At 71.0% G+C, this 25,205-nt stretch carries 27 protein-coding genes; 8 read left to right on the forward strand and 19 right to left on the reverse strand.

Features of this window, described 5'->3' with window-relative positions:
- Positions 1–164 precede the first annotated feature (164 nt).
- Genes FYC51_RS01120 through FYC51_RS01130 form a run of 3 tightly spaced genes read left to right on the forward strand, consistent with a single transcriptional unit; the run spans position 165 to position 3,592 of the window.
- A complete protein-coding gene (locus FYC51_RS01120; protein ID WP_148731861.1) occupies positions 165–647 on the forward strand; it encodes an Lrp/AsnC family transcriptional regulator in 483 nt (160 codons plus the stop codon).
- A gap of 27 nt (positions 648–674) precedes the next feature.
- Positions 675–2,147 (forward strand): aspartate aminotransferase family protein, encoded by a 1,473-nt coding sequence (locus tag FYC51_RS01125; protein ID WP_148731862.1) that lies wholly within the window; start codon positions 675–677, stop codon positions 2,145–2,147.
- Positions 2,147–3,592 carry an NAD(P)/FAD-dependent oxidoreductase gene (locus FYC51_RS01130; protein WP_148731863.1) on the forward strand — a complete coding sequence of 482 codons (1,446 nt, stop codon included), beginning with the start codon at positions 2,147–2,149 and terminating at the stop codon, positions 3,590–3,592. Before FYC51_RS01125 ends, FYC51_RS01130 begins: the two co-directional genes overlap by 1 nt.
- A gap of 8 nt (positions 3,593–3,600) precedes the next feature.
- On the opposite strand, the gene FYC51_RS01135 is transcribed toward FYC51_RS01130, so the two are convergent.
- Together FYC51_RS01135 and FYC51_RS01140 are read right to left on the reverse strand one after the other, a co-directional pair.
- The gene (locus tag FYC51_RS01135; protein WP_187432433.1) at positions 3,601–4,788 is read right to left on the reverse strand and encodes a DUF4192 family protein; all 1,188 of its coding nucleotides are present in this window, start codon (positions 4,786–4,788) and stop codon (positions 3,601–3,603) included.
- 126 nt (positions 4,789–4,914) lie between these two features.
- Positions 4,915–5,883: an aldo/keto reductase gene (locus tag FYC51_RS01140; protein ID WP_148731865.1), complete on the reverse strand. Its 969-nt coding sequence runs from the start codon at positions 5,881–5,883 to the stop codon at positions 4,915–4,917.
- A 167-nt stretch (positions 5,884–6,050) separates the two neighbouring features.
- Between FYC51_RS01140 and FYC51_RS01145 the strand changes: the two genes are divergently transcribed.
- Together FYC51_RS01145 and FYC51_RS01150 are read left to right on the forward strand one after the other, a co-directional pair.
- Positions 6,051–6,542 (forward strand): methylated-DNA--[protein]-cysteine S-methyltransferase, encoded by a 492-nt coding sequence (locus tag FYC51_RS01145; protein ID WP_148731866.1) that lies wholly within the window; start codon positions 6,051–6,053, stop codon positions 6,540–6,542.
- The gene (locus tag FYC51_RS01150; RefSeq protein ID WP_148731867.1) at positions 6,539–7,165 is read left to right on the forward strand and encodes a DNA-3-methyladenine glycosylase I; all 627 of its coding nucleotides are present in this window, start codon (positions 6,539–6,541) and stop codon (positions 7,163–7,165) included. The genes FYC51_RS01145 and FYC51_RS01150 overlap by 4 nt, the downstream gene beginning before the upstream one ends.
- 67 nt (positions 7,166–7,232) lie before the next feature.
- On the opposite strand, the gene FYC51_RS01155 is transcribed toward FYC51_RS01150, so the two are convergent.
- The 15 genes from FYC51_RS01155 to FYC51_RS01225 all read right to left on the reverse strand — a co-directional run bounded on the left by FYC51_RS01155 (position 7,233) and on the right by FYC51_RS01225 (position 20,220).
- The gene (locus FYC51_RS01155; RefSeq protein ID WP_148731868.1) at positions 7,233–7,991 is read right to left on the reverse strand and encodes a YaaA family protein; all 759 of its coding nucleotides are present in this window, start codon (positions 7,989–7,991) and stop codon (positions 7,233–7,235) included.
- On the reverse strand, positions 7,991–8,563 hold the full coding sequence (locus tag FYC51_RS01160; RefSeq protein ID WP_148731869.1) for a P-loop nucleotide/nucleoside kinase family protein: 573 nt from the start codon (positions 8,561–8,563) through the stop codon (positions 7,991–7,993). Before FYC51_RS01160 ends, FYC51_RS01155 begins: the two co-directional genes overlap by 1 nt.
- 10 nt (positions 8,564–8,573) lie before the next feature.
- Positions 8,574–8,834, reverse strand: a complete 261-nt coding sequence (locus FYC51_RS01165; RefSeq protein WP_148731870.1) for a F0F1 ATP synthase subunit epsilon — start codon at positions 8,832–8,834, stop codon at positions 8,574–8,576.
- A 2-nt stretch (positions 8,835–8,836) separates the two neighbouring features.
- Positions 8,837–10,297, reverse strand: coding sequence for a F0F1 ATP synthase subunit beta (atpD, locus tag FYC51_RS01170; RefSeq protein ID WP_148731871.1), 1,461 nt, complete (start codon positions 10,295–10,297; stop codon positions 8,837–8,839).
- Between the two features lie 21 nt (positions 10,298–10,318).
- Entirely contained in the window at positions 10,319–11,215 is an 897-nt protein-coding gene (locus FYC51_RS01175) for a F0F1 ATP synthase subunit gamma (RefSeq protein ID WP_148731872.1), read from the reverse strand.
- A gap of 42 nt (positions 11,216–11,257) precedes the next feature.
- Entirely contained in the window at positions 11,258–12,898 is a 1,641-nt protein-coding gene (gene atpA / locus FYC51_RS01180) for a F0F1 ATP synthase subunit alpha (RefSeq protein WP_148731873.1), read from the reverse strand.
- 96 nt (positions 12,899–12,994) lie between these two features.
- Positions 12,995–13,789, reverse strand: a complete 795-nt coding sequence (locus FYC51_RS01185) for a F0F1 ATP synthase subunit delta (protein ID WP_148731874.1) — start codon at positions 13,787–13,789, stop codon at positions 12,995–12,997.
- Positions 13,790–13,792: 3 nt separating this feature from the next.
- A complete protein-coding gene (locus FYC51_RS01190; RefSeq protein WP_148731875.1) occupies positions 13,793–14,362 on the reverse strand; it encodes a F0F1 ATP synthase subunit B in 570 nt (189 codons plus the stop codon).
- 28 nt (positions 14,363–14,390) lie between these two features.
- Positions 14,391–14,624, reverse strand: a complete 234-nt coding sequence (gene atpE / locus FYC51_RS01195; protein WP_022888426.1) for an ATP synthase F0 subunit C — start codon at positions 14,622–14,624, stop codon at positions 14,391–14,393.
- Between the two features lie 46 nt (positions 14,625–14,670).
- Entirely contained in the window at positions 14,671–15,468 is a 798-nt protein-coding gene (gene atpB, locus FYC51_RS01200) for a F0F1 ATP synthase subunit A (protein WP_148734058.1), read from the reverse strand.
- Positions 15,469–15,630: 162 nt separating this feature from the next.
- The gene (locus tag FYC51_RS01205; protein ID WP_148731876.1) at positions 15,631–16,110 is read right to left on the reverse strand and encodes a Cg1360 family ATP-synthase-associated protein; all 480 of its coding nucleotides are present in this window, start codon (positions 16,108–16,110) and stop codon (positions 15,631–15,633) included.
- Positions 16,091–17,467, reverse strand: a complete 1,377-nt coding sequence (locus FYC51_RS01210) for an MraY family glycosyltransferase (RefSeq protein WP_148731877.1) — start codon at positions 17,465–17,467, stop codon at positions 16,091–16,093. Before FYC51_RS01210 ends, FYC51_RS01205 begins: the two co-directional genes overlap by 20 nt.
- Positions 17,464–18,330, reverse strand: coding sequence for an L-threonylcarbamoyladenylate synthase (locus tag FYC51_RS01215; RefSeq protein ID WP_148731878.1), 867 nt, complete (start codon positions 18,328–18,330; stop codon positions 17,464–17,466). Before FYC51_RS01215 ends, FYC51_RS01210 begins: the two co-directional genes overlap by 4 nt.
- A gap of 145 nt (positions 18,331–18,475) precedes the next feature.
- On the reverse strand, positions 18,476–19,300 hold the full coding sequence (locus tag FYC51_RS01220; RefSeq protein WP_148731879.1) for an ABC transporter permease: 825 nt from the start codon (positions 19,298–19,300) through the stop codon (positions 18,476–18,478).
- A gap of 2 nt (positions 19,301–19,302) precedes the next feature.
- On the reverse strand, positions 19,303–20,220 hold the full coding sequence (locus FYC51_RS01225) for an ATP-binding cassette domain-containing protein (RefSeq protein ID WP_148731880.1): 918 nt from the start codon (positions 20,218–20,220) through the stop codon (positions 19,303–19,305).
- 109 nt (positions 20,221–20,329) lie between these two features.
- Here FYC51_RS01225 and FYC51_RS01230 point away from each other — a divergent pair, with 109 nt between their 5' ends.
- The gene (locus FYC51_RS01230; protein WP_148731881.1) at positions 20,330–21,256 is read left to right on the forward strand and encodes a TetR/AcrR family transcriptional regulator; all 927 of its coding nucleotides are present in this window, start codon (positions 20,330–20,332) and stop codon (positions 21,254–21,256) included.
- Positions 21,257–21,322: 66 nt separating this feature from the next.
- On the opposite strand, the gene prmC is transcribed toward FYC51_RS01230, so the two are convergent.
- Positions 21,323–22,171, reverse strand: a complete 849-nt coding sequence (gene prmC / locus FYC51_RS01235) for a peptide chain release factor N(5)-glutamine methyltransferase (RefSeq protein ID WP_238476332.1) — start codon at positions 22,169–22,171, stop codon at positions 21,323–21,325.
- A gap of 156 nt (positions 22,172–22,327) precedes the next feature.
- Here prmC and cysK point away from each other — a divergent pair, with 156 nt between their 5' ends.
- Positions 22,328–23,263, forward strand: a complete 936-nt coding sequence (gene cysK / locus FYC51_RS01240; RefSeq protein ID WP_148731883.1) for a cysteine synthase A — start codon at positions 22,328–22,330, stop codon at positions 23,261–23,263.
- A 4-nt stretch (positions 23,264–23,267) separates the two neighbouring features.
- A complete protein-coding gene (gene epsC / locus FYC51_RS01245; RefSeq protein WP_238476161.1) occupies positions 23,268–23,846 on the forward strand; it encodes a serine O-acetyltransferase EpsC in 579 nt (192 codons plus the stop codon).
- 318 nt (positions 23,847–24,164) lie between these two features.
- On the opposite strand, the gene FYC51_RS01250 is transcribed toward epsC, so the two are convergent.
- The gene (locus FYC51_RS01250) at positions 24,165–25,139 is read right to left on the reverse strand and encodes a hypothetical protein (RefSeq protein WP_148731885.1); all 975 of its coding nucleotides are present in this window, start codon (positions 25,137–25,139) and stop codon (positions 24,165–24,167) included.
- Between the last annotated feature and the right edge of the window lie 66 nt (positions 25,140–25,205).

Raw genomic sequence — 25,205 nt, forward strand, 5'->3', positions numbered from 1 at the left:
TCGGCGCGGCGCGCGCGCCCGCGGCGCCGGACCGGCGCCGTGGCGCCCATGATAGGCGCGATCCGTGGTGAAACGCGAGTGAATGCATAGGAATCAGTTGTGAAATGGGTGGAAATCGACGGAATCGCTTGCTTGCGGCATCCGCCACTGACACAATCGGTCGCATGACGAACGCCCCGCGCTCCGCCTCGTCGCGCCCGGTGCACCTCGACGACGTCTCGAAGGCGATCATCGAGCAGCTCCAGGTCGACGGCCGGCGCTCCTATGCCGACATCGGCAAGGCCGTCGGCCTCTCCGAGGCGGCGGTCAGACAGCGCGTGCAGCGGCTCACCGAGTCGGGCGTGATGCAGATCGTCGCCGTGACCGACCCGATGCAGCTCGGCTTCACGCGGCAGGCGATGATCGGCATCCGTGCCGGCGGGGACACCCGCGAGCTCGCGGAGCGACTCGCGGAGATCCCCGAGCTCGACTACGTCGTGCTCACGGCGGGGAGCTTCGACCTCATGGCCGAGGTCGTGTGCGAGAACGACGAGGAGCTCATCAACCTCCTCAACTCGCGCATCCGCAACCTGCCCGGCGTGCACAGCACCGAGACGTTCGTCTACCTGAAACTGCAGAAGCAGTTCTACAACTGGGGCACCCGCTGACCGCGGGCCGCCCGGAAGGAGATCCCGATGACCACCATCGACGCAGCGACGAGCCTCGGCTCGTCCGGCTTCGACGACGCCGCACTGCAGCAGAAGGCGAAGGACCACCTCTGGATGCACTTCGCGCGGCAGTCCACGATGGAGGAGAACGGCGTCCCCATCATCACGCGCGGCGAGGGCCATCACATCTACGACATCCACGGTCGTGAGTACTTCGACGGCCTCTCGGGCCTCTTCGTCGTCAACGCCGGCCACGGGCGCCGCCGCCTCGCGGAGGTCGCCGCGAAGCAGGCGCAGGAGCTCGCGTTCTTCCCGATCTGGTCGTACGCCCACCCCTCTGCGATCGAGCTCGCCGACCGGCTCGCCGATTACGCGCCGGGCGACCTCAACCGCGTGTTCTTCTCCACGGGCGGCGGCGAGGCCGTCGAGACCGCCTTCAAGCTGGCGAAGTACTACTGGAAGCTGAAGGGCCAGCCCACGAAGCACAAGGTCATCTCGCGTGCGGTCGCCTACCACGGCACCCCGCAGGGCGCGCTCGCCATCACGGGCATCCCGGCGATGAAGCAGATGTTCGAGCCGCTCACCCCCGGCGGCTTCCGCGTGCCCAACACGAACTTCTATCGCGCGGCCGACGTCGGCGCGCCCGCCGACGACCTCGAGGCGTTCGGCGTCTGGGCGGCGAACCGCATCGAGGAGATGATCCTCTTCGAGGGCCCCGAGACCGTCGCCGCCGTCTTCCTCGAGCCGGTGCAGAACTCGGGCGGCTGCTTCCCACCGCCTCCCGGGTACTTCCAGCGCGTGCGCGAGATCTGCGACCAGTACGACGTGCTGCTCGTGAGCGACGAGGTCATCTGCGCATTCGGCCGGATCGGCCACATGTTCGCCTGCGACGCCTACGGCTACGTGCCCGACATGATCACCTGCGCCAAGGGCATGACCTCGGGCTACTCCCCCATCGGCGCGACGATCGTGTCGGAGAAGATCTACGAGCCGTTCTCGAAGGGCACGACGAGCTTCTACCACGGGTACACCTTCGGCGGACACCCGGTGTCCGCGGCCGTCGCACTCGCGAACCTCGACATCTTCGAGGAGGAGCGCCTCAACGAGCGCGTGCGCGAGAACTCCCCGCTGTTCCGGGCCGAGCTCGAGAAGCTCCTCGACCTGCCGATCGTCGGCGACGTGCGCGGCGACGGGTACTTCTTCGGCATCGAACTCGTGAAGGACAAGGCCACCCGCGAGACGTTCAACGACGAGGAGTCCGAGCACCTGCTGCGCGGGTTCCTGTCGAAGGCCCTCTTCGACGCCGGGCTGTACTGCCGTGCCGACGACCGTGGCGACCCCGTGATCCAGCTCGCGCCGCCGCTCACGATCGGCGTGCCGGAGTTCCAGGAGATCGAGCAGACGCTGCGCTCGGTGCTCACCGAGGCGTCCAACCGAGCGGAGGACTTCAAGGGTCACCAGCACGGCGGAGAGCACCTCCTCGTGCCCGCGCGCGTCTGATGGCGAGCCTGCACCGCGCCACCGACGGCACGGCTGCCGGCTACCGCCGGGCGAGCTTCTGGCTCGACGACCTCGTGACGACGGGGCGCGACGATCTCACGCCGCGCCCCGCCCTCACGGCCGACGCCCGCTTCGACGTGTGCATCGTCGGCGGCGGGCTCACCGCCCTCTGGACGGCGTACTCCCTCGCGAAGGCCGACCCCGACCTGCGCATCGCCGTGCTCGAGCGCGAGATCTCGGGATTCGGGGCGTCGGGCCGCAACGGTGGCTGGTGCTCCGCCCTCTTCCCGCGCTCCCCCGGCTCGCTCGAACGACGGCACGGGTTCGACGCTGCCGTCGCGATGCGGCGCGCCATGGTCGACACCGTCGACGAGGTGGGCCGGGTCGCCGCCCTGGAGGGGATCGACTGCGACTACGAGCGCGGCGGCACGGTCGTGTTCGCGCGCAACGACGTGCAGCGCGAGTTCGCTCGCGCCGACGTGGCGGAGGCGCGGCAGTACGGCGTCGATCGCACCGAGTACTGGGACGAGCGCACCGTCGGGGCGCGCTTCGGCGCGACCGGCCGCGACGGCCGGACTCCGGCCGCCGTGTTCGATCCCGCGTGCGCGAGCGTGCACCCGGCCAAGCTCGTCCGCGGGCTGGCCCGAGTGGTCGAGGCGATGGGCGTCTCGCTCTTCGAGCGCACCGAGGTGCGGGACTGGGCCGCCGGAACGGTGCGGTTCCGCTCGGTGGACACGGGGTTCGAGGGCCGGGTGTCGGCCCGGCACGTGATCGTCGCCCTCGAGGGCTACGGTTCGCAGCTGCCGCGCGTGCGCAGACGGGTCATGCCGCTGTACTCGCTCATGATCGCCACCGAGCCGCTCGACGACGACGTGTGGGACGCGATCGGCGTCGACCACGGGCAGACGTTCAGCGACTACCGGCACCTGCTGATCTACGGACAGCGCACCGCCGACAACCGGTTCGCGTTCGGCGGACGCGGGGCCCGCTACCACTGGGGCAGCAGCGTCGACCCGTCGTACGAGCGCGTCGACGACGTGTTCGAGCACCTGCAGGATGCACTGCGCGACCTGTTCCCGGCCGTCGGGAACGCCCGGATCACGCATCGGTGGGGCGGTCCCCTCGGCATCGCGCGCGACTGGCACGCCACCGCGAGCTACAACCCGCGGACGGGCGTCGGCTTCGCGGGCGGCTACGTGGGCGATGGGCTCTCGACCACCAACCTCGCCGGCCGCACGCTCGCCGACCTGGTGCTCGGCCGAGAGACCGAGCTGACGACGCTGCCGTGGACGAATCACCGCTCGCCGCTCTGGGAGCCCGAGCCGCTGCGCTTCGCCGGGGCCAACCTCGGCATCCTCGGCATGCAGTTCGCCGACCTGGAGGAGCGCATCACGAGGCGTCCATCGCTCGCCGCTCGCCTGATCGCGCCGCTCGTCGGCCACTGATCCCGGACTCACGGCCGGCGACGGCTCGATGAGCGCGGGTCCACGAACGCCCACTCGGGCAGGGCGCCGCTGCCGATGAACGCCGACAGCAGCGTGGCCATGGAGTGGCCCGGCGAGGCCTCGACGGCCAGGTCGATGAGGGCGCCGGCCGCGGAACCGCGGCCGAGCGACCATGCGAGCCAGGCCGCGATGCACAACGGGGCGACGTGGAGGTCGCCTGGGGCGTTCGCCGCCGCGATGCGGGACACCTCGAGTGCGCGCTCGACACGGCCCGGGTCGGGCCGAACGGTGGACCGTCCGAGCAGCAGCCGGCCGAGCAGCTCCGACACCTCGCCCTCGGCCCCGTCGGTGAGCTCGCGCCGCACCAGCTCGTCGACGGTCTCGCCGGTTCGCTCTGCGCGCTCCGCGGTCTCGACCGCGTCATCGTGCGCGGCCGCACCCACGACCGGCCCGAAGGCGAACTGGAGCATCATGGCGTCGCGGACGGGCGGCCGCTCCGCGAGGTGCAGGAACCAGGCGAGGCGCAACGCGGTGGGCGACTCGGATGCCGCGCCGGCAGGCGGCTCGTCGAGGAGCGCCTCCACGAGGGCGACCGGGTCGGCGAGGTCGCCGAGGCGGTCCAGTTGCGCCCCGATGCCCTCGAGTGCGTCGAACGCGGCGAGCTCGGCGGCGATCGCCGCCGAGAGGTCGACGTCGCGCTCGGGCAGTCGTCCGCTCGCGGTCGACGACGCATGGACGGGCTCCCGCTCGGGCAGGGCCGCCGCGGCGGGGCTCTCGTCGATCATCGCCAGCGCGTGCCCACCGGCCGGCGTCGCGGGATCGAGCAGCGACCCCCAGCCGTCGGCGGCTCGGCAGAGCGCGTCGCGCACGTCGAAGCCGGCCTGCTCGGCCCGGCGGACGAGGAGGGCGAGCAGCGCCCGCTCGGGGAGCCCGCGGGACCCCTCGAAGGTGCGGTCGGTGTAGGCGATCGGGACCACGGCGTCGACGCCCGGCATCCGGCACAGCGTGCCCACGATCGCCGACACGAGCGACGGACGGTCGCGAGCGCGGCGCGGGAGGTCGTGGCGCAGCAGTCCGGCCGATCTCGAACCGCGGAACGCGACGCAGACGATCGAGCGCTCGGGCGCGAAGCCGGCGAGGGCGGGGACGAGCGCGAGCAGGTCGTGGGCCGCAGCGGCTCGGATGATGGTGGTCATGCCGGCAGCCTGGGGCCCGCGGCATCCGTCGCCCGAGGAGGACGGCCGCGATGTGGTGGATGCCGTCCTCGCGCCACCTGCCGAGGACGAGTCCCCAGCGGGTCGCCGCATCGGCGCGTCGGCGCGTCAGCGCCCGGCGAAGAGCTCCGAGACCTCCTCCGCCTCGGCCTCGGTCGGCCGCCACGCGCCGCCCGCCGCCGCGTTCTGGCGGACCTGCTCGGGACGCGTCGCGCCCGCGATCACGCTCGCGAGCCCCGGCTGCGCGAGCATCCAGCCGAACGTCGCCTCGAGCATCGTGATGCCCCGCTCCTCCGCGAACGCCCGGTAGCGATCGAGCACGTCCCACGGCGCGTCGTCGACGATGTGCCGGCGCTGGCGCATGATGCGCGTGTCGGCCGGGTGCTCGTCGCGACGGAACTTGCCCGTCAGCAGGCCGTTCTGCAACGGGAAGAACGGCAGGAAGCCCAGCCCGAAGTGGCGTGCGGCCGGCAGGACCTCCGCTTCGGCGCCGCGCGAGAGCAGGTTGTACTCGTTCTGCGCCGACACGAACCGGGCCGCCCCGAGCTCCCGGGCGACGAGCTCCGCCTCGGCGATCTGCCAGCCGCTCAGGTTGGAGTGGCCGACGTAGCGGACCTTGCCCGCGCGCACGAGGTCGTCGAGGGCCGCGATGGTCTCGTCGATCGGGGTCGCAGGGTCGGGCGTGTGCAGCTGGTAGAGGTCGATCCAGTCGGTCTGCAGGCGGCGGAGCGAGCCCTCGACCGCGAGCCGGATGTACCGTCGCGAGCCGCGCGCGCCCCATGCGGGCAGCGGCGACGGCAGGGAGGCGTGGCCGAACTTCGTCGCGATGACGACCTCGTCGCGCCGGCCGCGGAGCGCCTCGCCGAGGAGCGCCTCGCTGAGCCCGTACTCCTTGCCGTAGATGTCGGCCGTGTCGATGAAGTTGACGCCGGCGTCGAGCGCCGCCTCGACCACCGCGTTCGTGCCGTCCTGGGTCTCGGTCGCGGTTCCGGTGCGTCCGAAGTTGTTGCCGCCGAGGCCGACCGCCGAGACGCGGAGCCCCGAACGGCCGAGCGAGCGGTACTCGAGATCGGTCATCCGACCAGCCTAGGCGTGCCCTCGCGGGGGTCGCGACCGGGGCGATCGGATGCCGCGCCGCCGCACCGCCCGCGGGACTCGTCCTCCCCAGCCGCACGTCCCGGACCTCAGCTCGCGATGTCCGATTCCCGCGAGTCGATGTCGGATGCCGCGGCTACGCTCGAAGCATGACCAACGTGTTCCTCATCCGCCTCGACAGCCCCATCGGGCGCCTCGAGCTCACCGGCGACGACGAGGCCGTGACCGGCCTCACCATCGAACGCGACGGCGCACTCCCCCACGACGGGGAGCCCGAGCGGTCCAACGCGGTGCTCGACGACGCGCGCACGCAGCTCACCGAGTACTTCTCCGGCTCCCGCACCGAGTTCGACCTCCCCGTCCGCTTCTCCGGCACGCCGTTCCAGGAGGCCGTCTGGGCCGAGCTCGAACGCCTCGGCTGGGGCGAGGCCACCTCCTACGGGGCACTCGCCGCCGCCGTCGGCAAGCCCGGATCCGCGCGGGCGATCGGCGGTGCCGTGGGCGCCAACCCGATCCCCATCATCGTCGGCTGCCACCGCGTGCTCGCGTCCGACGGGCGCATCACCGGCTACTCCGGCGGCGAGGGCATCCCCACCAAGCTCTGGCTCCTCGGGCACGAGCGCATCGGCTTCGCCGCGTGAGCGTGGTTCCGCGGCCCGAGATCGTCACGGGCGACGACGGGCTCGCGCGCTGTGCGTGGGGTGCCGCCGACCCCGAGTACCGGCGCTATCACGACGAGGAGTGGGGCACGCCGCAGCACGATCCGGTGCGGCTGTTCGAGAAGGTGTGCCTCGAGGGATTCCAGTCGGGCCTCTCGTGGATCACGATCCTCCGACGCCGTCCCGCGTTCCGCGAGGTCTTCCACGACTTCGACGCGTCGCAGGTCGCGGCGATGATCGAGGCCGATGTCGAGCGCCTCCTGGGCGACGCCCGCATCATCCGCCATCGCGGCAAGATCGAGGCCACCATCCAGAACGCCCGCGCGACGCTCGCGCTCGACCAGCCGCTCGACGAGCTCCTCTGGAGCTTCGCACCGTCGCCCCGCGACGACTCGCCCGTCTCGTTCGCCGAGGTGCCGTCGACCACGCCCGAGTCCACCGCCATGAGCACGCAGTTGCGCAAGCTGGGCTTCCGGTTCGTCGGTCCCACGACGATGTACGCGCTCATGCAGGCGGCGGGCATGGTCGACGACCACCTCGCCGGTTGCTTCCGCTCGAACGCCGAGCGTCACGCCGATGAGGCGGCCGCCGCGGTTCGAGCCTGATCGCGCGGCGGGTCGGGCGCGTCGGCGGCCGAATCGGCCCCGCCCGCCCGACCGCTCGCTCGCTCGCTCAGGCGACCAGTTCGAGTTCGCGCACGGCGTCGGGCCGGTCGGATTCCCGCAGATCGAGGCGGAACCCCTCGGCTTGGGCCCACTCGACGAGCTCCTCGAGCGAGCCGATCTCGGGCCGCGACTCGACGAACGCGCGAGTGAACCGGCCCTTCGCGTGCTTGTTGAAGTGATTGAGCGCGCGACGGCGTCCGTCGGCCTCCACCGACACGACGCGCGCGAAGACGCTCCCCTCGCGCGCCGGCGCGGGCCCGAGGTCGGCGTATCCCTCGGATCGCATGTCGAGGATCACACCCGGCGTCGCGGCGAGCCGGGCCGACAGCGGCTCGCGCCAGAACCGGCGCAGCCGGACCTCGGGCACCCGGGAGTCGTGCGAGAGGCGATACGCCGGGATCGGGTCCATCGCCCGCACGAGGCCGAACAGCGCCGAGTGCACGACCACCGCGCGGTGTGCGAAGGCGCGGGCCTCGGCGTCGAGCGTCGGCGCGTCGAGGGCGTCGTACAGCACGCCCGTGTAGCGGTCGATCGCCGGCATCGTCGGTGCCTCGCGGAGCGCGCGATTGCGATCGACCTCGGCGGCCTGACGCGGCCCGAGCTTGAGCGCGCGCATCGCGGCCTCGTGGTCCTCGGCGAGCTCGACCACCCGCTCGACGAGCTCGGCACGTGCTGCGGTGAGCTCGGGGAACGAGAGCGCCGAGAGGTCGAGGATGCCGTCCCCGCCGTCGCGCTTCGTCTCCGACGGCGGCAGCAGGAGCAGCACTAGGCGGCGATGAACGACAGCGCGGCGTCGACGTTCGACCCCAGCGACTCGACGCTGTCGATCGTGATGCGCGGCAACGCCGACGAGGGCCCCGTCCACGGCGCGTACCCGTCGAGGCTCTGCTCGACGGCCCGCCAGGTGGTCTCCTCGAGGTGCGGCAGTCCGCGCTCGCGCTTCTCGAGCCGCGCGCGGTGCAGCGCCTCGTCGGAGCAGACGACCTCGATCACGCGCAGGCGCACGTCGGTGCGCGCGGCGAGGTCGCGCCACTGCAGACGGGCCGACTCGGCGGCGTTCACCGCATCGACGATGACCGTGCGCCCCGAGAGCAGCTCCTTCTCGGCGATCTCCTCGGCCACCAGGTACGCGGCGAGGCCGGTCGGCTGGTCGGAGTCGATCCCGGCACGCAGGATGGACGACTCGATCGGGTCGACGGAGACGACCGTGGCGCCGAGGCGGGCGCCGACGATCTCCCCGATCGTCGACTTGCCCGCACCCGGCAACCCGGCCATGACGATGAGCTGGGTGACGCTCAGGTCACCGAACTGGCGGTCGATCGGCTGCTCCCCCTGCATCCGGAACTCCTCAGGACAGCTCGGCGCGGGACGCGACCACCTGGACCGAGTCCGACTGGACCGACAGGAAGCCGTCCTCGGCGGTGGCCATGACCTTCTCGCCAGTGGGCAGCGTCACGCGCACCTCGCCGCCGGCGAGGATCGCGAGCATGGGCTCGTGTCCGGGCAGGATGCCGATCTCGCCTTCGACCGTGCGGGCGACCACCATGGACGCCTCGCCCGACCAGACCTCCTGGTCGGCCGAGACGACGCTCACGTTGAGGGCGGCCATGCTCAGCCGTTCTCCTTCTGGATGCGAGCCCAGTTCTCCTCGACGTCCGAGATCGGGCCGACGTTGAAGAACGCCTGCTCGGCCACGTGGTCGAAGTCGCCGCGGGCGATCGCGTCGAACGACTCGATGGTGTCCTTGAGCGGAACGGTCGAGCCCTCGACACCCGTGAACTTCTTCGCCATGTAGGTGTTCTGCGAGAGGAACTGCTGGATGCGGCGCGCGCGGGCCACGGTGATCTTGTCTTCCTCGGAGAGCTCGTCGACACCGAGGATCGCGATGATCTCCTGCAGCTCCTTGTTCTTCTGGAGGATCTGCTTGACCGTGGTCGCCACGCGGTAGTGGTCCTCGCCCAGGTAGCGGGGGTCCATGATGCGCGACGTCGAGGTCAGCGGGTCGATCGCCGGGTAGAGGCCCTTCGAGGCGATCTCACGCGAGAGCTCGGTCGTGGCGTCGAGGTGCGCGAACGTGGTGGCCGGCGCCGGGTCCGTGTAGTCGTCGGCCGGCACGTAGATCGCCTGCAGCGAGGTGATCGAGTGACCGCGCGTCGAGGTGATGCGCTCCTGGAGGATGCCCATCTCGTCGGCGAGGTTCGGCTGGTAGCCCACCGCGGACGGCATGCGGCCGAGCAGCGTCGACACCTCGGAGCCCGCCTGCGTGAAGCGGAAGATGTTGTCGATGAAGAGGAGCACGTCCTGCTTCTGCACGTCGCGGAAGTACTCCGCCATCGTGAGCGCCGACAGGGCGACACGCAGACGCGTCCCCGGCGGCTCGTCCATCTGGCCGAAGACGAGGGCGGTCTTGTCGAAGACGCCCGCCTCGTCCATCTCGTGGATGAGGTCGTTGCCCTCACGGGTGCGCTCACCGACGCCGGCGAACACCGACACACCACCGTGGTCCTGCGCCACGCGCTGGATCATCTCCTGGATGAGGACCGTCTTGCCGACGCCCGCACCACCGAAGAGGCCGATCTTTCCACCCTGCACGTAGGGGGTGAGGAGGTCGATCGACTTGATGCCGGTCTCGAACAGCTGCGTCTTCGATTCGAGCTGGTCGAAGGCCGGGGGCTTGCGGTGGATCGGCCAGCGCTCGGTGATCTCGACCTGCTCGCCGGGCTCGCCGTTCAGGATCTCGCCGATGACGTTGAAGACCTTGCCCTTGGTGACGTCGCCGACGGGCACCGAGATCGCCTCGCCGGTGTCGGTGACCTCCTGGCCGCGAACGAGCCCGTCGGTGGGCTTCAGCGCGATGGCGCGAACGAGGTCGTCGCCGAGGTGCTGGGCGACCTCGAGCGTGAGGATGGAGGTCTCGTCGCCGATCGTGATCTCGGTCTTGAGAGCGTTGTAGATGTCGGGGATCGAGTCGTGCGGGAACTCGATGTCGACGACGGGGCCCGTCACACGGGCGATGCGGCCGACGGCGCCGGCGGTCGACGCGGCGACCGGCGCGGTTGCGGTGTCAGTCATTCTGGCTCTCTCTTTTCTGGATTACTTCTTTGCGACGAGCGCGTCGGCGCCGCCCACGATCTCGGCGATCTGCTGCGTGATCTCGGCCTGGCGCGCTTCGTTCGCCAGCCGGGTGTAGTCGGTGATGAGCTTGTCGGCGTTGTCGGACGCGGACTTCATCGCCTTCTGCGTCGCCGCGTGCTTCGCGGCCGCGGACTGCAGGAGCGCGTTGAAGATGCGGCTCTCGATGTACACCGGCAGGAGCGAGTCGAGCACCGTCTCGACGTCGGGCTCGAACTCGTAGAGCGGCTGCACCGTGGCGTCGGGCTCCTCGACGCCCTCGACGACCTCGAGCGGCAGGAGGCGCACGATCTCGGGCGACTGCGTCATCATGCTGACGAACCGGTTGTAGACGACGTGGATCTCGTCGACGCCGCCGTCGGCCGCGTCGCGGAGGAACACCTCGAGCACCGCGTCCGCGATCTCCTTGGCGAGCTCGAACTCGGGGTTCTCGGAGCTGCCGGTCCACTGCCGCTCGGACGCCCGGCGACGGAACTGGAAGTAGCCCACCGCCTTGCGCCCGACGAGGAAGTAGACGACCTCCTTGCCCTGCGAGCGGAGCAGCTCGCTGAGCTCCTCCGCCTCGCGGAGCACCTGCGAGTTGAAGGCGCCGGCCAGGCCGCGGTCCGACGTGAGGATGACCACGGCGGCGCGCTCGATCTTCTCGGGCTCCGTCGTGAGCACGTGGTCGACGTTCGAGTACGTCGCGACGGCCGACACGGCGCGGGTGATGGCGCGCGAGTACGGCGACGAAGCCGTCACGCGCGCCATCGCCTTCTGGATGCGCGAGGCGGCGATGAGCTCCATCGCCTTCGTGATCTTCTTCGTCGTCTGGGCAGACCTGATCTTCTGCCGGTAGACCCGAAGTTGCGCTCCCATGTCTCTCCTGTATCCCTAGAGTTCGTCGTCGATCGCGGTCGCCTAGCGGCGAGCCTTGACGATCTTCTCCTGGTTGACGTCCTCTTCGGCGCTGGCCTCGAACTCCTCGCGTCCGACCGAGGCGAGCGGCTTGCCCTCGCCGGTCTGGAACTCGAGTTTGAACTTGTCGACCTCGGCCTCGAGCGTCGAGACGTTGTCGTCCGAGAGGACGTTGGTCTCGCGGAGCTGGCTGAGCACGTCGGTGTTGCGGCCGAGGTAGTCGAGGAGCTCGCGCTCGAAGCGCAGGATGTCCTCGACGGGCACCTCGTCGAGCTTGCCGTTGGTGCCGGCCCAGATCGACACGACCTGCTCCTCGACGGGGTACGGCGAGTACTGCGGCTGCTTGAGGAGCTCGGTGAGGCGGGCGCCGCGCGCGAGCTGGCGGCGGCTCGCCGCGTCGAGGTCGGACGCGAACATCGCGAACGCCTCGAGCGAGCGGTACTGCGCGAGCTCGAGCTTCAGCGTGCCCGAGACCTTCTTGATCGACTTGACCTGCGCGTCGCCGCCGACTCGGGAGACCGAGATGCCGACGTCGACCGCGGGACGCTGGTTGGCGTTGAACAGGTCGGACTGGAGGAAGATCTGGCCGTCGGTGATCGAGATCACGTTGGTCGGGATGTACGCCGAGACGTCGTTCGCCTTCGTCTCGATGATGGGCAGGCCCGTCATCGATCCGGCGCCCAGCTCGTCGGACAGCTTCGCGCAGCGCTCGAGCAGGCGCGAGTGCAGGTAGAAGACGTCACCCGGGTACGCCTCGCGGCCCGGCGGGCGGCGGAGGAGCAGCGACACGGCGCGGTAGGCCTCGGCCTGCTTCGACAGGTCGTCGAAGATGATGAGCACGTGCTTCGAGTCGTACATCCAGTGCTGGCCGATGGCCGAGCCGGTGTACGGCGCGAGGTACTTGAAGCCGGCGGGGTCGGACGCGGGGGCCGCGACGATGGTGGTGTACTCCATCGCACCGGCGTCCTCGAGGGCGCCCTTCACCGAGGCGATGGTCGAGCCCTTCTGGCCGATCGCGACGTAGATGCAGCGGACCTGCTTCGAGGGGTCGCCCGACTCCCAGTTGGCCTTCTGGTTGATGATCGTGTCGATCGCGATCGCCGTCTTGCCGGTCTGGCGGTCGCCGATGATGAGCTGGCGCTGGCCGCGACCGATCGGGATCATCGCGTCGATGGCCTTGATGCCGGTCTGCAGCGGCTCGTGCACCGACTTGCGCTGCATGACGCCGGGCGCCTGGAGTTCGAGGGCGCGGCGGCCCTCGATGCCGGTGATCTCGCCGAGGCCGTCGATCGGGTTGCCGAGCGGGTCGACGACGCGGCCGAGGTAGCCCTCGCCGACGGGCACCGAGAGGACCTCGCCCGTGCGGGTCACCTCCATGCCCTCCTCGATGCCGGTGAACTCGCCGAGCACGACGACGCCGATCTCGTCCTCGTCGAGGTTCAGCGCGAGGCCGAGCGTGCCGTCCGCGAAGCGCACGAGCTCGTTCGCCATGACCGAGGGCAGGCCCTCGACGTGCGCGATGCCGTCGGCTGCGTCGCTGACGTACCCGACCTCGGTCTTCTGCGCCTGGCCGGGCTCGTACGACGAGACGAACTCCGAGAGAGCGGAACGGATCTCGTCAGGGCTGATGGAGAGTTCTGCCATTGCCATTTCCTTTTCTGAAGGGCCGGGCCCTTTTCTGTGCCGGTTGACCAGCTACTGGTGTGTCTCGGCGCGGGGCGCCGGTCGTTTCATCCGGCGTCAGCCGGCAAGCTTCTGCCTCAGCTCGCTGAGGCGCGAGGCGACGCTGCCGTCGATGACGTCGTCGCCGATCTGCACGCGGACTCCGCCGATGACGGCGGGGTCGACGATGGTGTCGAATCGGACCCGGCGGCCCGCCTGCGCGACGAGACCCTGCGCCAGCCGGCCGAGCTGCTCGGCCGTGAGCGGCACCGCGGTCGTGACCGTCGCGACGTCGAAGCCGCGCTGGTCGGCGACGACGGATGCCGCGTGCCGCAGCAGTTCGCCGATGCGGCGGCCGCGCGGCTGCTGCACGAGGTGCCGCACGATCGCCACGGTCTGCGGCGACGCCTTGCCGCCGAGCAGCCGGTCGACGAGCGCGAGCTTCGAGGGCAGCGGGCTGAGCTTGCTGCCGAGCGCGAGCTCGAGCTCGGCGTCGGATGCCACGGCGCGCTCGAACGCGAAGAGCTCGGCGTCGATCTCCACGCCCTCGCGGGCCGACTCCGCCGCGACGCGGTAGCCGAGGTCCTCGAGACCGGCGATGAAGTCGTCGCCGGTCGACCAGCGCCGCGTCGCGGCCGCGGTGACGAGCGTCACCGCGTCGGCCGTGACCTTGGCGCCGAAGACGGACTCGACGAGCGTGCGCTTCTGCGCGTCATCCGCCTCGGCGTCGATGAGCGCCGAGCGCAGCTGCGACGACGAGCCCACGACCCGGCCGACCGCGAGGAGGTCCTCTGCGACCTGCAGCTCGGCCCGGCCGAGCTGCGCGAGCGCGGCTCGCGTGCCGGCGAGGGCCCCTCTCGTAGCGCTACCCATGGATTACTTCTTCCCTCCGGCAGCAGCCTGCTCGCTCGCCTCGAGATCGGCGAGGAAGCGGTCCACGACGTTCTGCGCCTTGCGGTCGTCGGTGAGGCTCTCGCCGATGACGCCGGACGCGAGGTCGATCGCCAGGGTGCCGACCTCCGAGCGCAGCGACACGAGCGCCGACTGGCGCTCCGCCTCGATCTGCGCCTGAGCGGTCGCGGTGACGCGGGCCGCCTCGCTGGTCGCCTGGTCCTTCGCCTCTGCGACGATCTTCCGGCCGTCGTCGCGGGCGGTCTCGCGGATGCGGCCGGCCTCGGCCCGCGCGTCGGCGAGCTGGGCGGTGTACTCCTCGAGCGCCGCCTCGGCCTTGCGCTGGGCCTCGTCGGCCTTCGCGATGTTGCCCTCGATCGCCTCGGCGCGCTCATCGAGCAGCTTCCGAACGCGCGGGAGCACGTAGATCCAGAAGAACACGAGGATCACCACGAAGCAGACTGCCGACCAGACGATGTCGTAGGTCGCGGGCAGGACCGGGTTCGGGGTCGTCTCGTGGCCCTCCTCAGCAGCCCTCAGTACTGCATGAAGCACGTTGGCCTCCTCAGGTGCGCGGGGTCGATCAGACGAAGATGAAGTAGGTCGCGATGCCGATGAAGGCGAGCGCCTCGGTGAAGGCGATGCCGATCCACATCAGCACCTGGAGGCGGCCGGCCAGCTCGGGCTGGCGGGCGACGCCCTCGATCGTCTTGCCGACGACGATGCCCACGCCGATGGCCGGGCCGATCGCCGCGAGGCCGTAGCCGACGGTCGCGATGTTGCCGTTGATCTCAGCGAGAACGGTAGTTGCGTCCACGTTGGGGTTTTCCTTTCCTAGGGATGTTCTGGGCGGGTGCCCGGGCTCAGTGCTCTTCCGCCACCGCGAGCTGGATGTAGACCGCGGTGAGGAGTGCGAAGACGTAGGCCTGCAGGACGGCGACGAGGACCTCGAAGAGCGTGAAGACGAGGCCGAAGGCGAGCGTCCCGACGCCGAGGGCCGTGTACCAGCCGCCGAGGTTGAAGATGAAGAACTGCGTGGCCGCGAAGAAGAGCACGAGCAGGAGGTGGCCGACGATCATGTTCATCATGAGTCGGAGGGTGAGCGTGATCGGACGGATGATGAACGTCGAGATCAGCTCGATCGGCGTGACGATGATGTACACCGGCCACGGGACACCCGAGGGGAACAGCGAGTTCTTGAAGAAGTTCTTGGGGCTCTTCTTGATGCCCGCGTAGATGAACGTGACGTAGGCGACGATCGCGAGCACCAGGGGCACGCCGATGACGGACGTGCCGGCGATGTTGAGGAACGGGATGACGCCCGTGAGGTTCATGAACAGCACGAGGAAGAAGATCGTGGTGAGGAGCGGCAGGAACCGACGGCCGTCCTTCTTGCCGAGCAGGTCGTCGGCGATGTTCACGCGGACGAGGTCGAGGCCCATCTCGACGAGGCTCTGGAACCGCCCGGGGACGACCTTCATGCGGCGCGTGCCGAGCCAGAACACGAGGAGCAGCGCGATGACGGCGACCCAGCGGACCAGGATGATGCGGTTGATCTCGAAGGGGGTTCCCTCGAACGCGATCGGGTCGGGGAAGAACTCCATGATCGACGGCCCGTGGAACTCACCATCATCGGTTGCAGTCGGAACCAGCAGGTTCAGAGCGTTAGCTAGCAGCGCTATCTCCTGTTTCGGGGCGTGGAGCTCGGCTCTCGCGTCGTCGAACATCGGAACAGTTTCCGCACACGTGAAAAAGCGCGGAAACCGGGGGGATCGCCATTACTCTAGCAAGACTTCTACGAGCAGACGAATTCGAGATGGGGCTCAGTCGTCGGTCGGCGCCTGGGGCAGCTTCACGTCGCTCGCATAGGGCATCCGCGAGGTCGCGACGACGATCACGTCGACCACCAGCGAGGCGATCACGCCACCGACGAGGCTGAGGAACAACACGGTCGGGTTGAGCCAGTCGGCGTCGCGCAGCACGACCACGAGCACGATGAAGACGATGAACTTCAGCAGCCAGCCGCCGAGCACGACGCCGAAGAAGATGCCGACGAACACGTCGCTTGCGGCGAACCGGTTGGCGAGCAGGATGCTCGCCGCCGTGATCCCCATGAACACCACGGCCATGAGCGTGCCGACGAGGGCGCTCACGAGCCCCTCGGTGCCGGCGAACACGAGCCCGAGGACCCCGCTCACCACGAGGACGATCGCGGCGAGCAGCCCGCCCCAGAGGAGCGCCCTGCGGAGCACCGGGTTCGAGGTGGGGGTGCGGTCGGCGGGTTCAGGACGTGCGTCGGTCATCGTGCTCCAGTTCGGGGTCGCCCGATTCTACCGGGCGGCCCTGACCTGAAGCCGGACCGGAGGCGTCGCCGGACCCCGTGGGCACGGAACCCGTCGCCACCGGCACCGCACCCGTCGCCACGGGCACCGCACCCGTCGCCACCGCCACCGGCTCGGACGACTCGAGCTCGTCGAACACCGTCGCGGCAACCCGGTCGTGGCCGTCGGCCTCGGCCGCGACCGTGAGGCGCTTGCGTCGTCCGAGCGGCGCGAGCGTGAAGACCGCGCACACGAGGAACCCGATGCCGAGCAGCAGGAACGCCCATCCCGACGGGATGCCGAAGTACACGGGGAACACGAACGAGAGGAGGCATCCGACCGAGGCGACCGCCGTCCACCCGTAGAAGATGAGCACGGCGTTGAGGTGCGAGTGGCCCATGTCGAGCAGGCGGTGGTGCAGGTGCTTGCGGTCGGCCGCGAACGGCGACTTGCCGGCGCGCAGCCGTCGCACGACCGCGAGCCCGAAGTCGAGCAATGGGATCACGAGCACCGCGAACGGCAGGATGATCGGGATGAACGCGGGGAACAGCTCGCCGAGCCCGAGCGACGCCGGGTCGATCTGGCCCGTGACCGCGATGGCCGAGGTCGCCATGAGCAGGCCGATGAGCAGCGCGCCGGCGTCGCCCATGAAGAGCTTCGCGGGATGCCAGTTCAGCGGCAGGAACCCGGCGCACGCGCCCACCACGACGATGGCGAGCAGCGACGCGAGGTTGAAGTAGTTGAGCGGCGACGTCTTCTGCACGAGCAGGTACGTGTAGAGGAAGAACACGCCGTTCGCGATGAGCGCGACGCCCGCGACGAGCCCGTCGAGGCCGTCGATGAAGTTGATCGCGTTCATCACGAGCACGATCGTGAAGACGGTGATCGTCGCGCTCATCCACGAGGAGCCGACCGTGATGCCGCCGATCGGGAGCGACACGATCGACACGCCCTGCCACGCGATGAGGCCCGCCGCGATGAACTGGCCGGCGAGCTTCGTCGTCCAGTCGAGGTCCCAGATGTCGTCGGCGACGCCGATGAGCACGATGAGCAGCGCCGCCCCGAGGATCGCGAGCATCTGCGTCGGGTTCTGGAAGATGATCGACACCACCGAGAACCGCGACGAGCCGAGCGTCGACACGAACGCCGCCGCGCCGATCGCCGCCAGGATGCCGACGAACATCGCGATGCCGCCGAGCCTCGGCGTCGGGCGGGTGTGCACGTCGCGCTCGCGGATCTTCGGGTAGAGGCGGTACTTGAGGCTGAGCTTCCAGACGAGCACCGAGCCGCCGAAGGTGACGAGCGCGGCCACGAGGGCGAGCGCGAGGAAGAGGGTCATGAGGCGGCGGCATCCGCTCCATCGTCGGCGGTGGCGCGAGCGGATGCCGCGGGCGCCTCGGGTGCCACGGGCGCCTCCGATGCCGCGGGCGCCTCGGGTGCCGCATCCTCCACGGCGATCGCCTCGTCCTCGGGCGCGACCGGCACGGTCTCGGCGGCCTCCTCGCCGTCGGCGGGCGCGAGGAGCTCCTCCCCGACGACCGCCGCGATGCGCTCACGGGAGATGACGCCGGCCCGCACGATGCGCAGCAGGCCGCCCTCGCCCGTGAACGAGGTCGCGTCGACGATGGTCGAGCTCGTGTCACCCGGCCGCTCGCCGATGGCCTCGTACTCCTCGCCGGCGGGGCCGCCGTCGAGGTAGACCTCCACCGACTCGCCGAGCATGGCCTGCGCGTCGACGGCCGTGGTCGCCGACGGCTGCCCCGAGAGGTTCGCGCTCGACACCGCGAGCGGCCCGGTCTCCGAGAGGAGCTCGAGCGCGATCTGGTTGGCCGGCATGCGCAGGGCCACGGTGCCCCGCGTCTCGCCGAGGTCCCACTGCAGCGACGGCTGCGCGTGCAGGATCACGGTGAGCCCGCCCGGCCAGAACTCGGCGACGAGCCGGCGCACGGGCTCGGGCACCTCGGTCGCGAGCGCGTCGAGGGTCGGGATGCCGGGGATGAGCACCGGGGGCGGCGAGGTGCGCTCGCGGCCCTTCGCGTGCAGGAGGCGCTCCACGGCCTTCGGGTCGAACGCGTCGGCGGCGACCCCGTAGACCGTGTCGGTGGGGATCACGACGAGCTCGCCGCGGCTGATGGCGCCACGTGCGAGTCGCATGCCGGTGAGCAGCTGGGAATCGACCGAGCAGTCGTAGATGGAGGTCATGACCGCTCGATTCTAGACCAGCGGACTCCTCGTCCCCGGGGCATGGGGACGGCCCTGCGCGTCGCCCGCGGCAGCGCGCTCGCACGGGCCGACGGATGCCGCGCGCCCGTGCGGCCCGCGGCATCCGTCGTCGTTCGCGCTCGCGTCAGCGGCGGCCCGCCTTGCGGCGGAAGAGCCACGCGCCCCACACCGCGGCCACCGCGATGAACAGCAGGCACCAGCCCACGGCCCACCAGGCGGAGTCGCCCATGGGCGTGCCCATGAGCAGGCTCCGGATCGTCTCGATGATCGGCGTGATCGGCTGGTGCTCGGCGAACCACGCGAGCCAGTCGGGCAGCGTCTCGACGGGCACGAACGCGCTCGACAGGTACGGCAGGAACAGCAGGATGAAGCCGTACGCGTTCGCCGCCTCGGGGCTTCCCGCCGCGAGGCCGATCGCCGCGAACAGGTACGTGATCGCGAGGATGTACAGCGCGATGAGCGCGATCGCGGCGACCCACTCGAGCGGCGTCGCCGTCGGACGGAAGCCGACGAGCAGCGCGACGCCGATGACGACGCCGGTCGCGAAGAGGTTGCGCAGCACGCTCGCCACCACGTGGCCGGTGAGCACGGCGCCTGCGCGCAACGGCATGGTGCGGAAGCGGTCGATGATCCCCGTCGTCATGTCGCGTGCGACGTACATCGCGGTCGAGCTCGCCCCGAACCCCGCGCAGAGCAGGATGATGCCGGGCACGACGTAGTTCACGTAGCCGCCCGATGGATCGAGCGCGCCGCCGAACACGTACGTGAAGAGCAGCATGAGCATGGTCGGCAGGAACACCGCCATGAGCAGCGCCTCGGTGTCGCGCAGCGAGTGCGTGATGCTCCGGCGGATGAAGACGGCCTCGGCCGTGAGCCCGGCGGGGCGGGACCGCACGAGCGCGGGTGCCGAGCCGGCGCGCGACGGTGCGGTGTCGATGAGGGTGGTCATGGTCAGCCCTTCGTTCCGATGAGGTCGGCCTCGCGCCCGGACTCCGCCGGGTGCGACGTGATGGCCAGGAAGACGTCGTCGAGGCTCGGGCGGCGGATCGCGACGCGGGTTCCTTCGACGGCGGATGCCGCGAGGCGGTCGAGCTCGTCGACGGCGGCGCGGAGCCCGTGCACCGTGCCGTCGGTGGGCAGTTCGGCGAGCACCTCGTCGTGGGGCCCGAGGAGCTCGACGACCTCGCCGCCGACCTGCGCCTTGAGCGCGCTCGCCGTGCCCTCGGCCGCGATCCGCCCGCGATCGAGCACCGCGACGCGGTCGGCGAGCCGATCGGCCTCCTCGAGGTACTGCGTGGTGAGGAAGACCGTCGCTCCCTGGTCGGCGACCTCGCGGATGATGCGCCAGAGCTCCTGCCGGCTGCGCGTGTCGAGGCCCGTGGTCGGCTCGTCGAGGAAGATCACGGGGGTCGGCACGACGAGGCTGAGCGCCAGGTCGAGTCGCCGTCGCATCCCGCCCGAGTAGGCGGCCACGCGTCGGGCGGATGCCTCGGCGAGGTCGAACCGGTCGAGCAGCTCGTCGGCGCGGGCCCGGGCCGCACGGGCGCCGAGGCCCGAGAGCCGCGCGAGCATGACGACGTTCTCGCGCCCGGTGAGGACCTCGTCGACGGCGGCCGACTGCCCGGTGAGGCTGATGCGCGCGCGCACGCCGTCGGGGTCGGCGAGCACGTCGGCGCCGGCGACGAGGGCCGTGCCGGCATCGGGCCGCACGAGCGTCGTGAGGATGTTGATGGTGGTGGTCTTGCCGGCGCCGTTCGGCCCGAGGAGGGCGAACACGCTGCCGGTCTCGACCGCGAGCTCGAGGTCGCGGAGGACCTCGGTGGAGCGGAATCGCTTGGCGATGCCGCGCGCGTCGATCGCGAGGGTCATGGACTGCGCCTTTCCGGTGTACGAGTTAAACTGTTTATGCCATGCACGACTGTTTAAGTAATACACAGTTCTACACTGGACGCAAGCATCTCCCGCCGATTGGAGCCGGATGACCCCCGAGACACCCGTCGAGCCCGAGCTGCCGCGGGGCGTCGCCCTCGCGTGGGGCGTCGCCGCCAACCCCCAGCGCGGCCCGAAGCGCGAGATGAGCATCGAGCGGATCGTCGACGCGGCCGTCGAGATCGCCGACGCCGAGGGGCTCGCGGCGGTGTCCATGAGCCGGGTCGCGCAGTCGCTCGGCTACACGACGATGTCGCTCTACCGGTACGTCACCGCGAAGGACGACCTGCTCGTGCTCATGCAGGAGCGCGGCACCGGCCTGCCCCCAGAGCCCGATCCCGAGGTCGACCCGACGGACTGGCGGGAGCGCCTGCGGGCCATCGGCCGGGCGCAGCTCGAGATGCACCGGGTCCATCCGTGGCTGCTCGACATCCCCATCCAGGGCACGCCAGTGACGCCGAACAACCTCGCGTGGATGGACGCGATGCTCGGCTCCCTGTCCGACGTGCCGCTCGACGAGGACGAGCGGGTGGCGGTCATCCTGCTCGTGACCGGCCAGCTGCGGTGGCAGAGCACCATCGAGCGCTCCTACGAGGTCGCCGCCGGGGCGGCGGGGATCGACCCGCAGGCGATCGACGACGGGCGGTCGGCCGTGCTCGACGCGTTCGTCACGGCCGAGGAGTTCCCCGCGCTGCGACGTGCGGTCGACGCCGGGGTCTTCGCCGAGGGCGAGGACCCGTTCGCGTTCGGGCTCGAGCGGGTGCTCGACGGCGTCGCCGACTACGTCGCGAAGCGCGAGCAGGGTCCGCGGCCCGCTCCCCCGGCCGTGCCCCACGAGCCGGCCGCGGTGTCGGGTGACAAGCGCGTGCGCGAGTCGCGCAAGGCCGTGCGCGAGGCCGAGAAGCGCCTGCGCGACGCGCGCAAGGTGGAGCGCCAGGCGGTGCGCGAGGCGCGGACGCGCCACGAGGCGCGCTGACGCGACGGATGCCGCGGGCTTAGGGTACGGCGGTCGTGGCCCGGTCGCGCGCCCCGGGGCATCCGCTCAGCGCAGGGCGGTCGTGGCGCGGTCGCGCGACGTGAGGTCGCGGTGGTGCGCGATGGCGCGCCAGCCGTCGGCCGCGAGGATCGCCGCGATCGGCGCCGACTGCGTCTCGGCGTGCTCGATGACGAGCAGGCCGCCAGGATGCAGCAGCTCGGCGGCCCGGGTCGAGAGCACGCGCACGACATCGAGCCCGTCGGGGCCGCCGTAGAGGGCCGCCTCGGGATCGTGCAGCCGCACCTCGGGATCGCGCGGGAGCTCGCCGGCCGGCACGTACGGCGGATTGGAGATGACGACCGCCGCTCGCCCGTCCAGCTCGGTGAGCGCGGTCGCCAGGTCGCCGAACACGAGCTCGAGGTTGGGCGCACCGACCTCCTCGACGTTGCGACGCGTCCACGGGAACGCCGCGGGCGAGTTCTCGACCGCCCACACGCGGGCGTGCGGCACCTCGGTCGCCATCGCGAGCGCGATCGCCCCGCTGCCCGAGCCGAGGTCGATCGCGATCGGCTCGGGTTCGGCCGTCGCGCGCAGCGCGTCGATGGCGAGCTGGGCGACCTGCTCGGTCTCGGGCCTGGGGACGAAGACCCCCGGTCCCACGGCGAGCTCGAGCGAGCGGAACGCGGCGCGGCCCGTCAGGTGCTGCAGCGGCTCGCGGTGTTCGCGGCGGCGGACGAGCGACTCGAGCGTCGCGGCATCCGCTTCGCCGAGCGCACCGCCGACGACGAGCCGGGCCTGCACGCCGCCCCGCGAGAGCCCGAGCACATGGCCGAGGAGCAGCTCGGCGTCGACCTCGGGGTCGGGCACGCCGGCCGCGGCGAGGCGCCCGACCGTCTCGTCGCGCACCGCGCGCAGGTCGCGTCCTCCGGCCTGATCCGCGCGCTCATCCACGAAATGGAATGTAACGCACGTGACCGCCGGCAGGCGCCGCCGTAGGCTGGGCCGCGGCATCCGCCCCCGCCAGCGAACCCGGTCGTCGCCGACGACGACGCCATCCGAGAGGAAGCAGCCATGGCCCAGGTCTTCGACAACATCACCGAGGTCTTCGGTCGCACGCCCCTCGTGCGGCTGAACCGCGTGACCGACGGCGCCGAGGCGACCGTGCTCGCCAAGCTCGAGTTCTACAACCCGAGCGCGAGCGTGAAGGACCGCCTCGGCATCGGCATCGTCGACGCCGCCGAGGCGGCCGGCGCGCTCCAGCCCGGCGGCACCATCGTCGAGGGCACGAGCGGCAACACCGGCATCGCGCTCGCCATGATCGGCGCCGCCCGCGGCTACCGGGTCATCATCGCGATGCCCGAGACCATGTCGAAGGAGCGCCGCGCGCTGCTGCGCGCCTACGGCGCCGAGCTCGTGCTGACGCCGGGCGGCGAGGGCATGAAGGGCGCCGTCGCGCGCGCCGAGCAGATCGCGGCCGAGACGCCCGGGGCGGTGCTCGCGAAGCAGTTCGAGAACCAGGCCAACGTCGAGATCCACCGGCTCACCACCGCCGAGGAGGTCTGGAACGACACCGACGGCGGCGTCGACATCTTCGTGTCGGGCATCGGCACGGGCGGCACCATCACGGGCGTCGGCCAGGTGCTCAAGGAGCGCAAGCCCGAGGTGCAGGTCGTCGGCGTCGAGCCGGCCGAGTCGCCCATCCTCAACGGCGGCCAGCCCGGCCCGCACAAGATCCAGGGCATCGGCGCCAACTTCGTGCCCGAGATCCTCGACCGCCAGGTCTACGACGAGATCATCGACGTGAACATCGACCAGTCCGTCGCGACCGCGCGCCGCCTCGGCATCGAGGAGGGCATCCTCGGCGGCATCTCGTCGGGCGCCACGGTCTACGCCGCGACGCAGCTCGCGAAGCGCCCCGAGAACGCCGGGAAGACCATCGTGGTCATCGTCGCGAGCTACGGCGAGCGGTACCTGTCCACGGTCCTGTACGAAGGTCTGCTTGACTGAGCGGGTGCCCATCCTCAGGACGTTCAGGGAAGACCTCGCGACCGCTCGCTCGCACGATCCCGCTGCGCGGAGCGATCTCGAGGTCTTCCTCGCGTATTCGGGGCTGCACGCCATCTGGTCGTACCGGCTCGCGCACCGGCTCTGGGTCGCCGGTTGGCGGCTGCCGGCGCGGCTCGTGTCGCAGCTCGTGCGGTTCCTGACCGGCATCGAGATCCACCCCGGCGCCACGATCGGCCGGCGCTTCTTCATCGACCACGGCATGGGCGTCGTCATCGGCGAGACGTCGATCGTGGGCGACGACGTGATGCTCTACCACGGCGTCACGCTCGGCGGGAAGGCGCCGCGCCACACGCCGCCCGGCACGAAGCGCCACCCGACGCTGCAGGACGGCGTCACGGTCGGCGCCGGCGCGAAGATCCTCGGCGACATCGTCATCGGCGCCTGGAGCGCGGTCGGCGCGAACGCCGTGGTGACCAAGCCCGCTCCCCCGCACTCGCTCCTCGTGGGCGTGCCGGCGAGCGTCCGCCCACTCTCGCACGCGACCGCCGACGCCGCCCGCGGCGTGCACGACTGGCACATCTAGCGCCGGCTGGCAGCGCCAGGATCCGGCAGCGCCGGGCGGTGCGGCCCGCCCACGCTGTGCGCGTCGCGCGGCATCCGCCCGCCCACGCTGTGCGTGCGCGTCGCGCGGCATCCGCCCGCCCACGCTGTGCGTGCGCGTCGCGCGGCATCCGCCCGCCCACGCTGTGCGCGTCGCGCGGCATCCGCCCGCCCACGCTGTGCGCGTCGCGCGGCATCCGCCCGCCCACGCGGTCTGCGCCACTTGCACGCCCTCCGCGCCAGTTGAAGTGGCGCAACGGACGCCAAACGGGCGCAGCAGTGACGCGTCGCTGCCCGTGAGTCAGCGTCGAGCCGCTCGCACGAGCGGCAGTCCTGCCTGGAGCAGGATACGGCGGAGCGCGCCGCCGTTCCACGCCTCGTCCCAGTCCCAGCGGCCGCACGTCCATCCGGTCACCGATCGCACGTCGTTCTCGCGCTCCTTCTCGTCGCGGACGATCTCGGCGGGCGAACGCCGAACACGGTCGACCACCCCGCTGCCGAGATACTTCCCTCCTCCGTCCGCCTCGCCCCACACTCCATGGTCGGGCCACGCGAAATCGAGGAACGCCGGCCCTCGCCCGTGTGGCCGATCCACGCGGAGCTGCAATTCGGGTGCAGGGAACCCGAGCTCCTCGATGCGGAGTCGGCTGAGCGTCTCGAGCGGCGTCTCGGCACGCGACGACGCGCGGTCGAGCACCGCGGCCACCCTGCGACTGCCCGGGAACGGCAATCGGGCCTCGAATGCGTCGCGAAGTGCTTCGATCGTCGTCGCCGGATGCCCCGAGCCGAACCGCGGAACCCAGAGCGCGGCATCCGCCATCGTGAGGGCCGTGAGCTGCGGCCTGCTGCGAGCGACCTCGATCAGGGTGTCGACGACCGGCGTCACGGCGATTCCGTCGTCGGTGAGGGTAGGCGCGTCCGTTCGCCGAACGATCTCGACCACGCCGTTGCGTCGTCGCCCGGAGCTCCCGGTCGCGAGAACCACGACGTCGTGCGGCGCGCCTCCGACGATCGGCATCCCCGACAGCACGGCCGCGGTGATGCCGGCGAAGACGACTCGGGGCCGTTGGTGCGCGACGGCGAACGCCATCTCGCGGTGGCGCACGACTGACGCGAGCTCGTCACGGCCCGCCGAGGGAACGTACACGCCGCGGCGAACGGCGACGAGCCGACCCGCGTCGCGCGCCGTCAGGAGCGTGGCCGAGACCCCGGCTGCACGCGCCAGCGCCGAGGGGATCACCGCTCCGGCGGCACGCGGCAGCGAGTCGAGGTCCACGTCGACAGCATCGCCGCACAGCGGGCGGCTTGATGCGGCATCCGGAGTCATCTCGACGCTCGGCGC

It is taken from the genome of Agromyces mariniharenae, assembly GCF_008122505.1.
Taxonomy (GTDB): domain Bacteria; phylum Actinomycetota; class Actinomycetes; order Actinomycetales; family Microbacteriaceae; genus Agromyces; species Agromyces mariniharenae.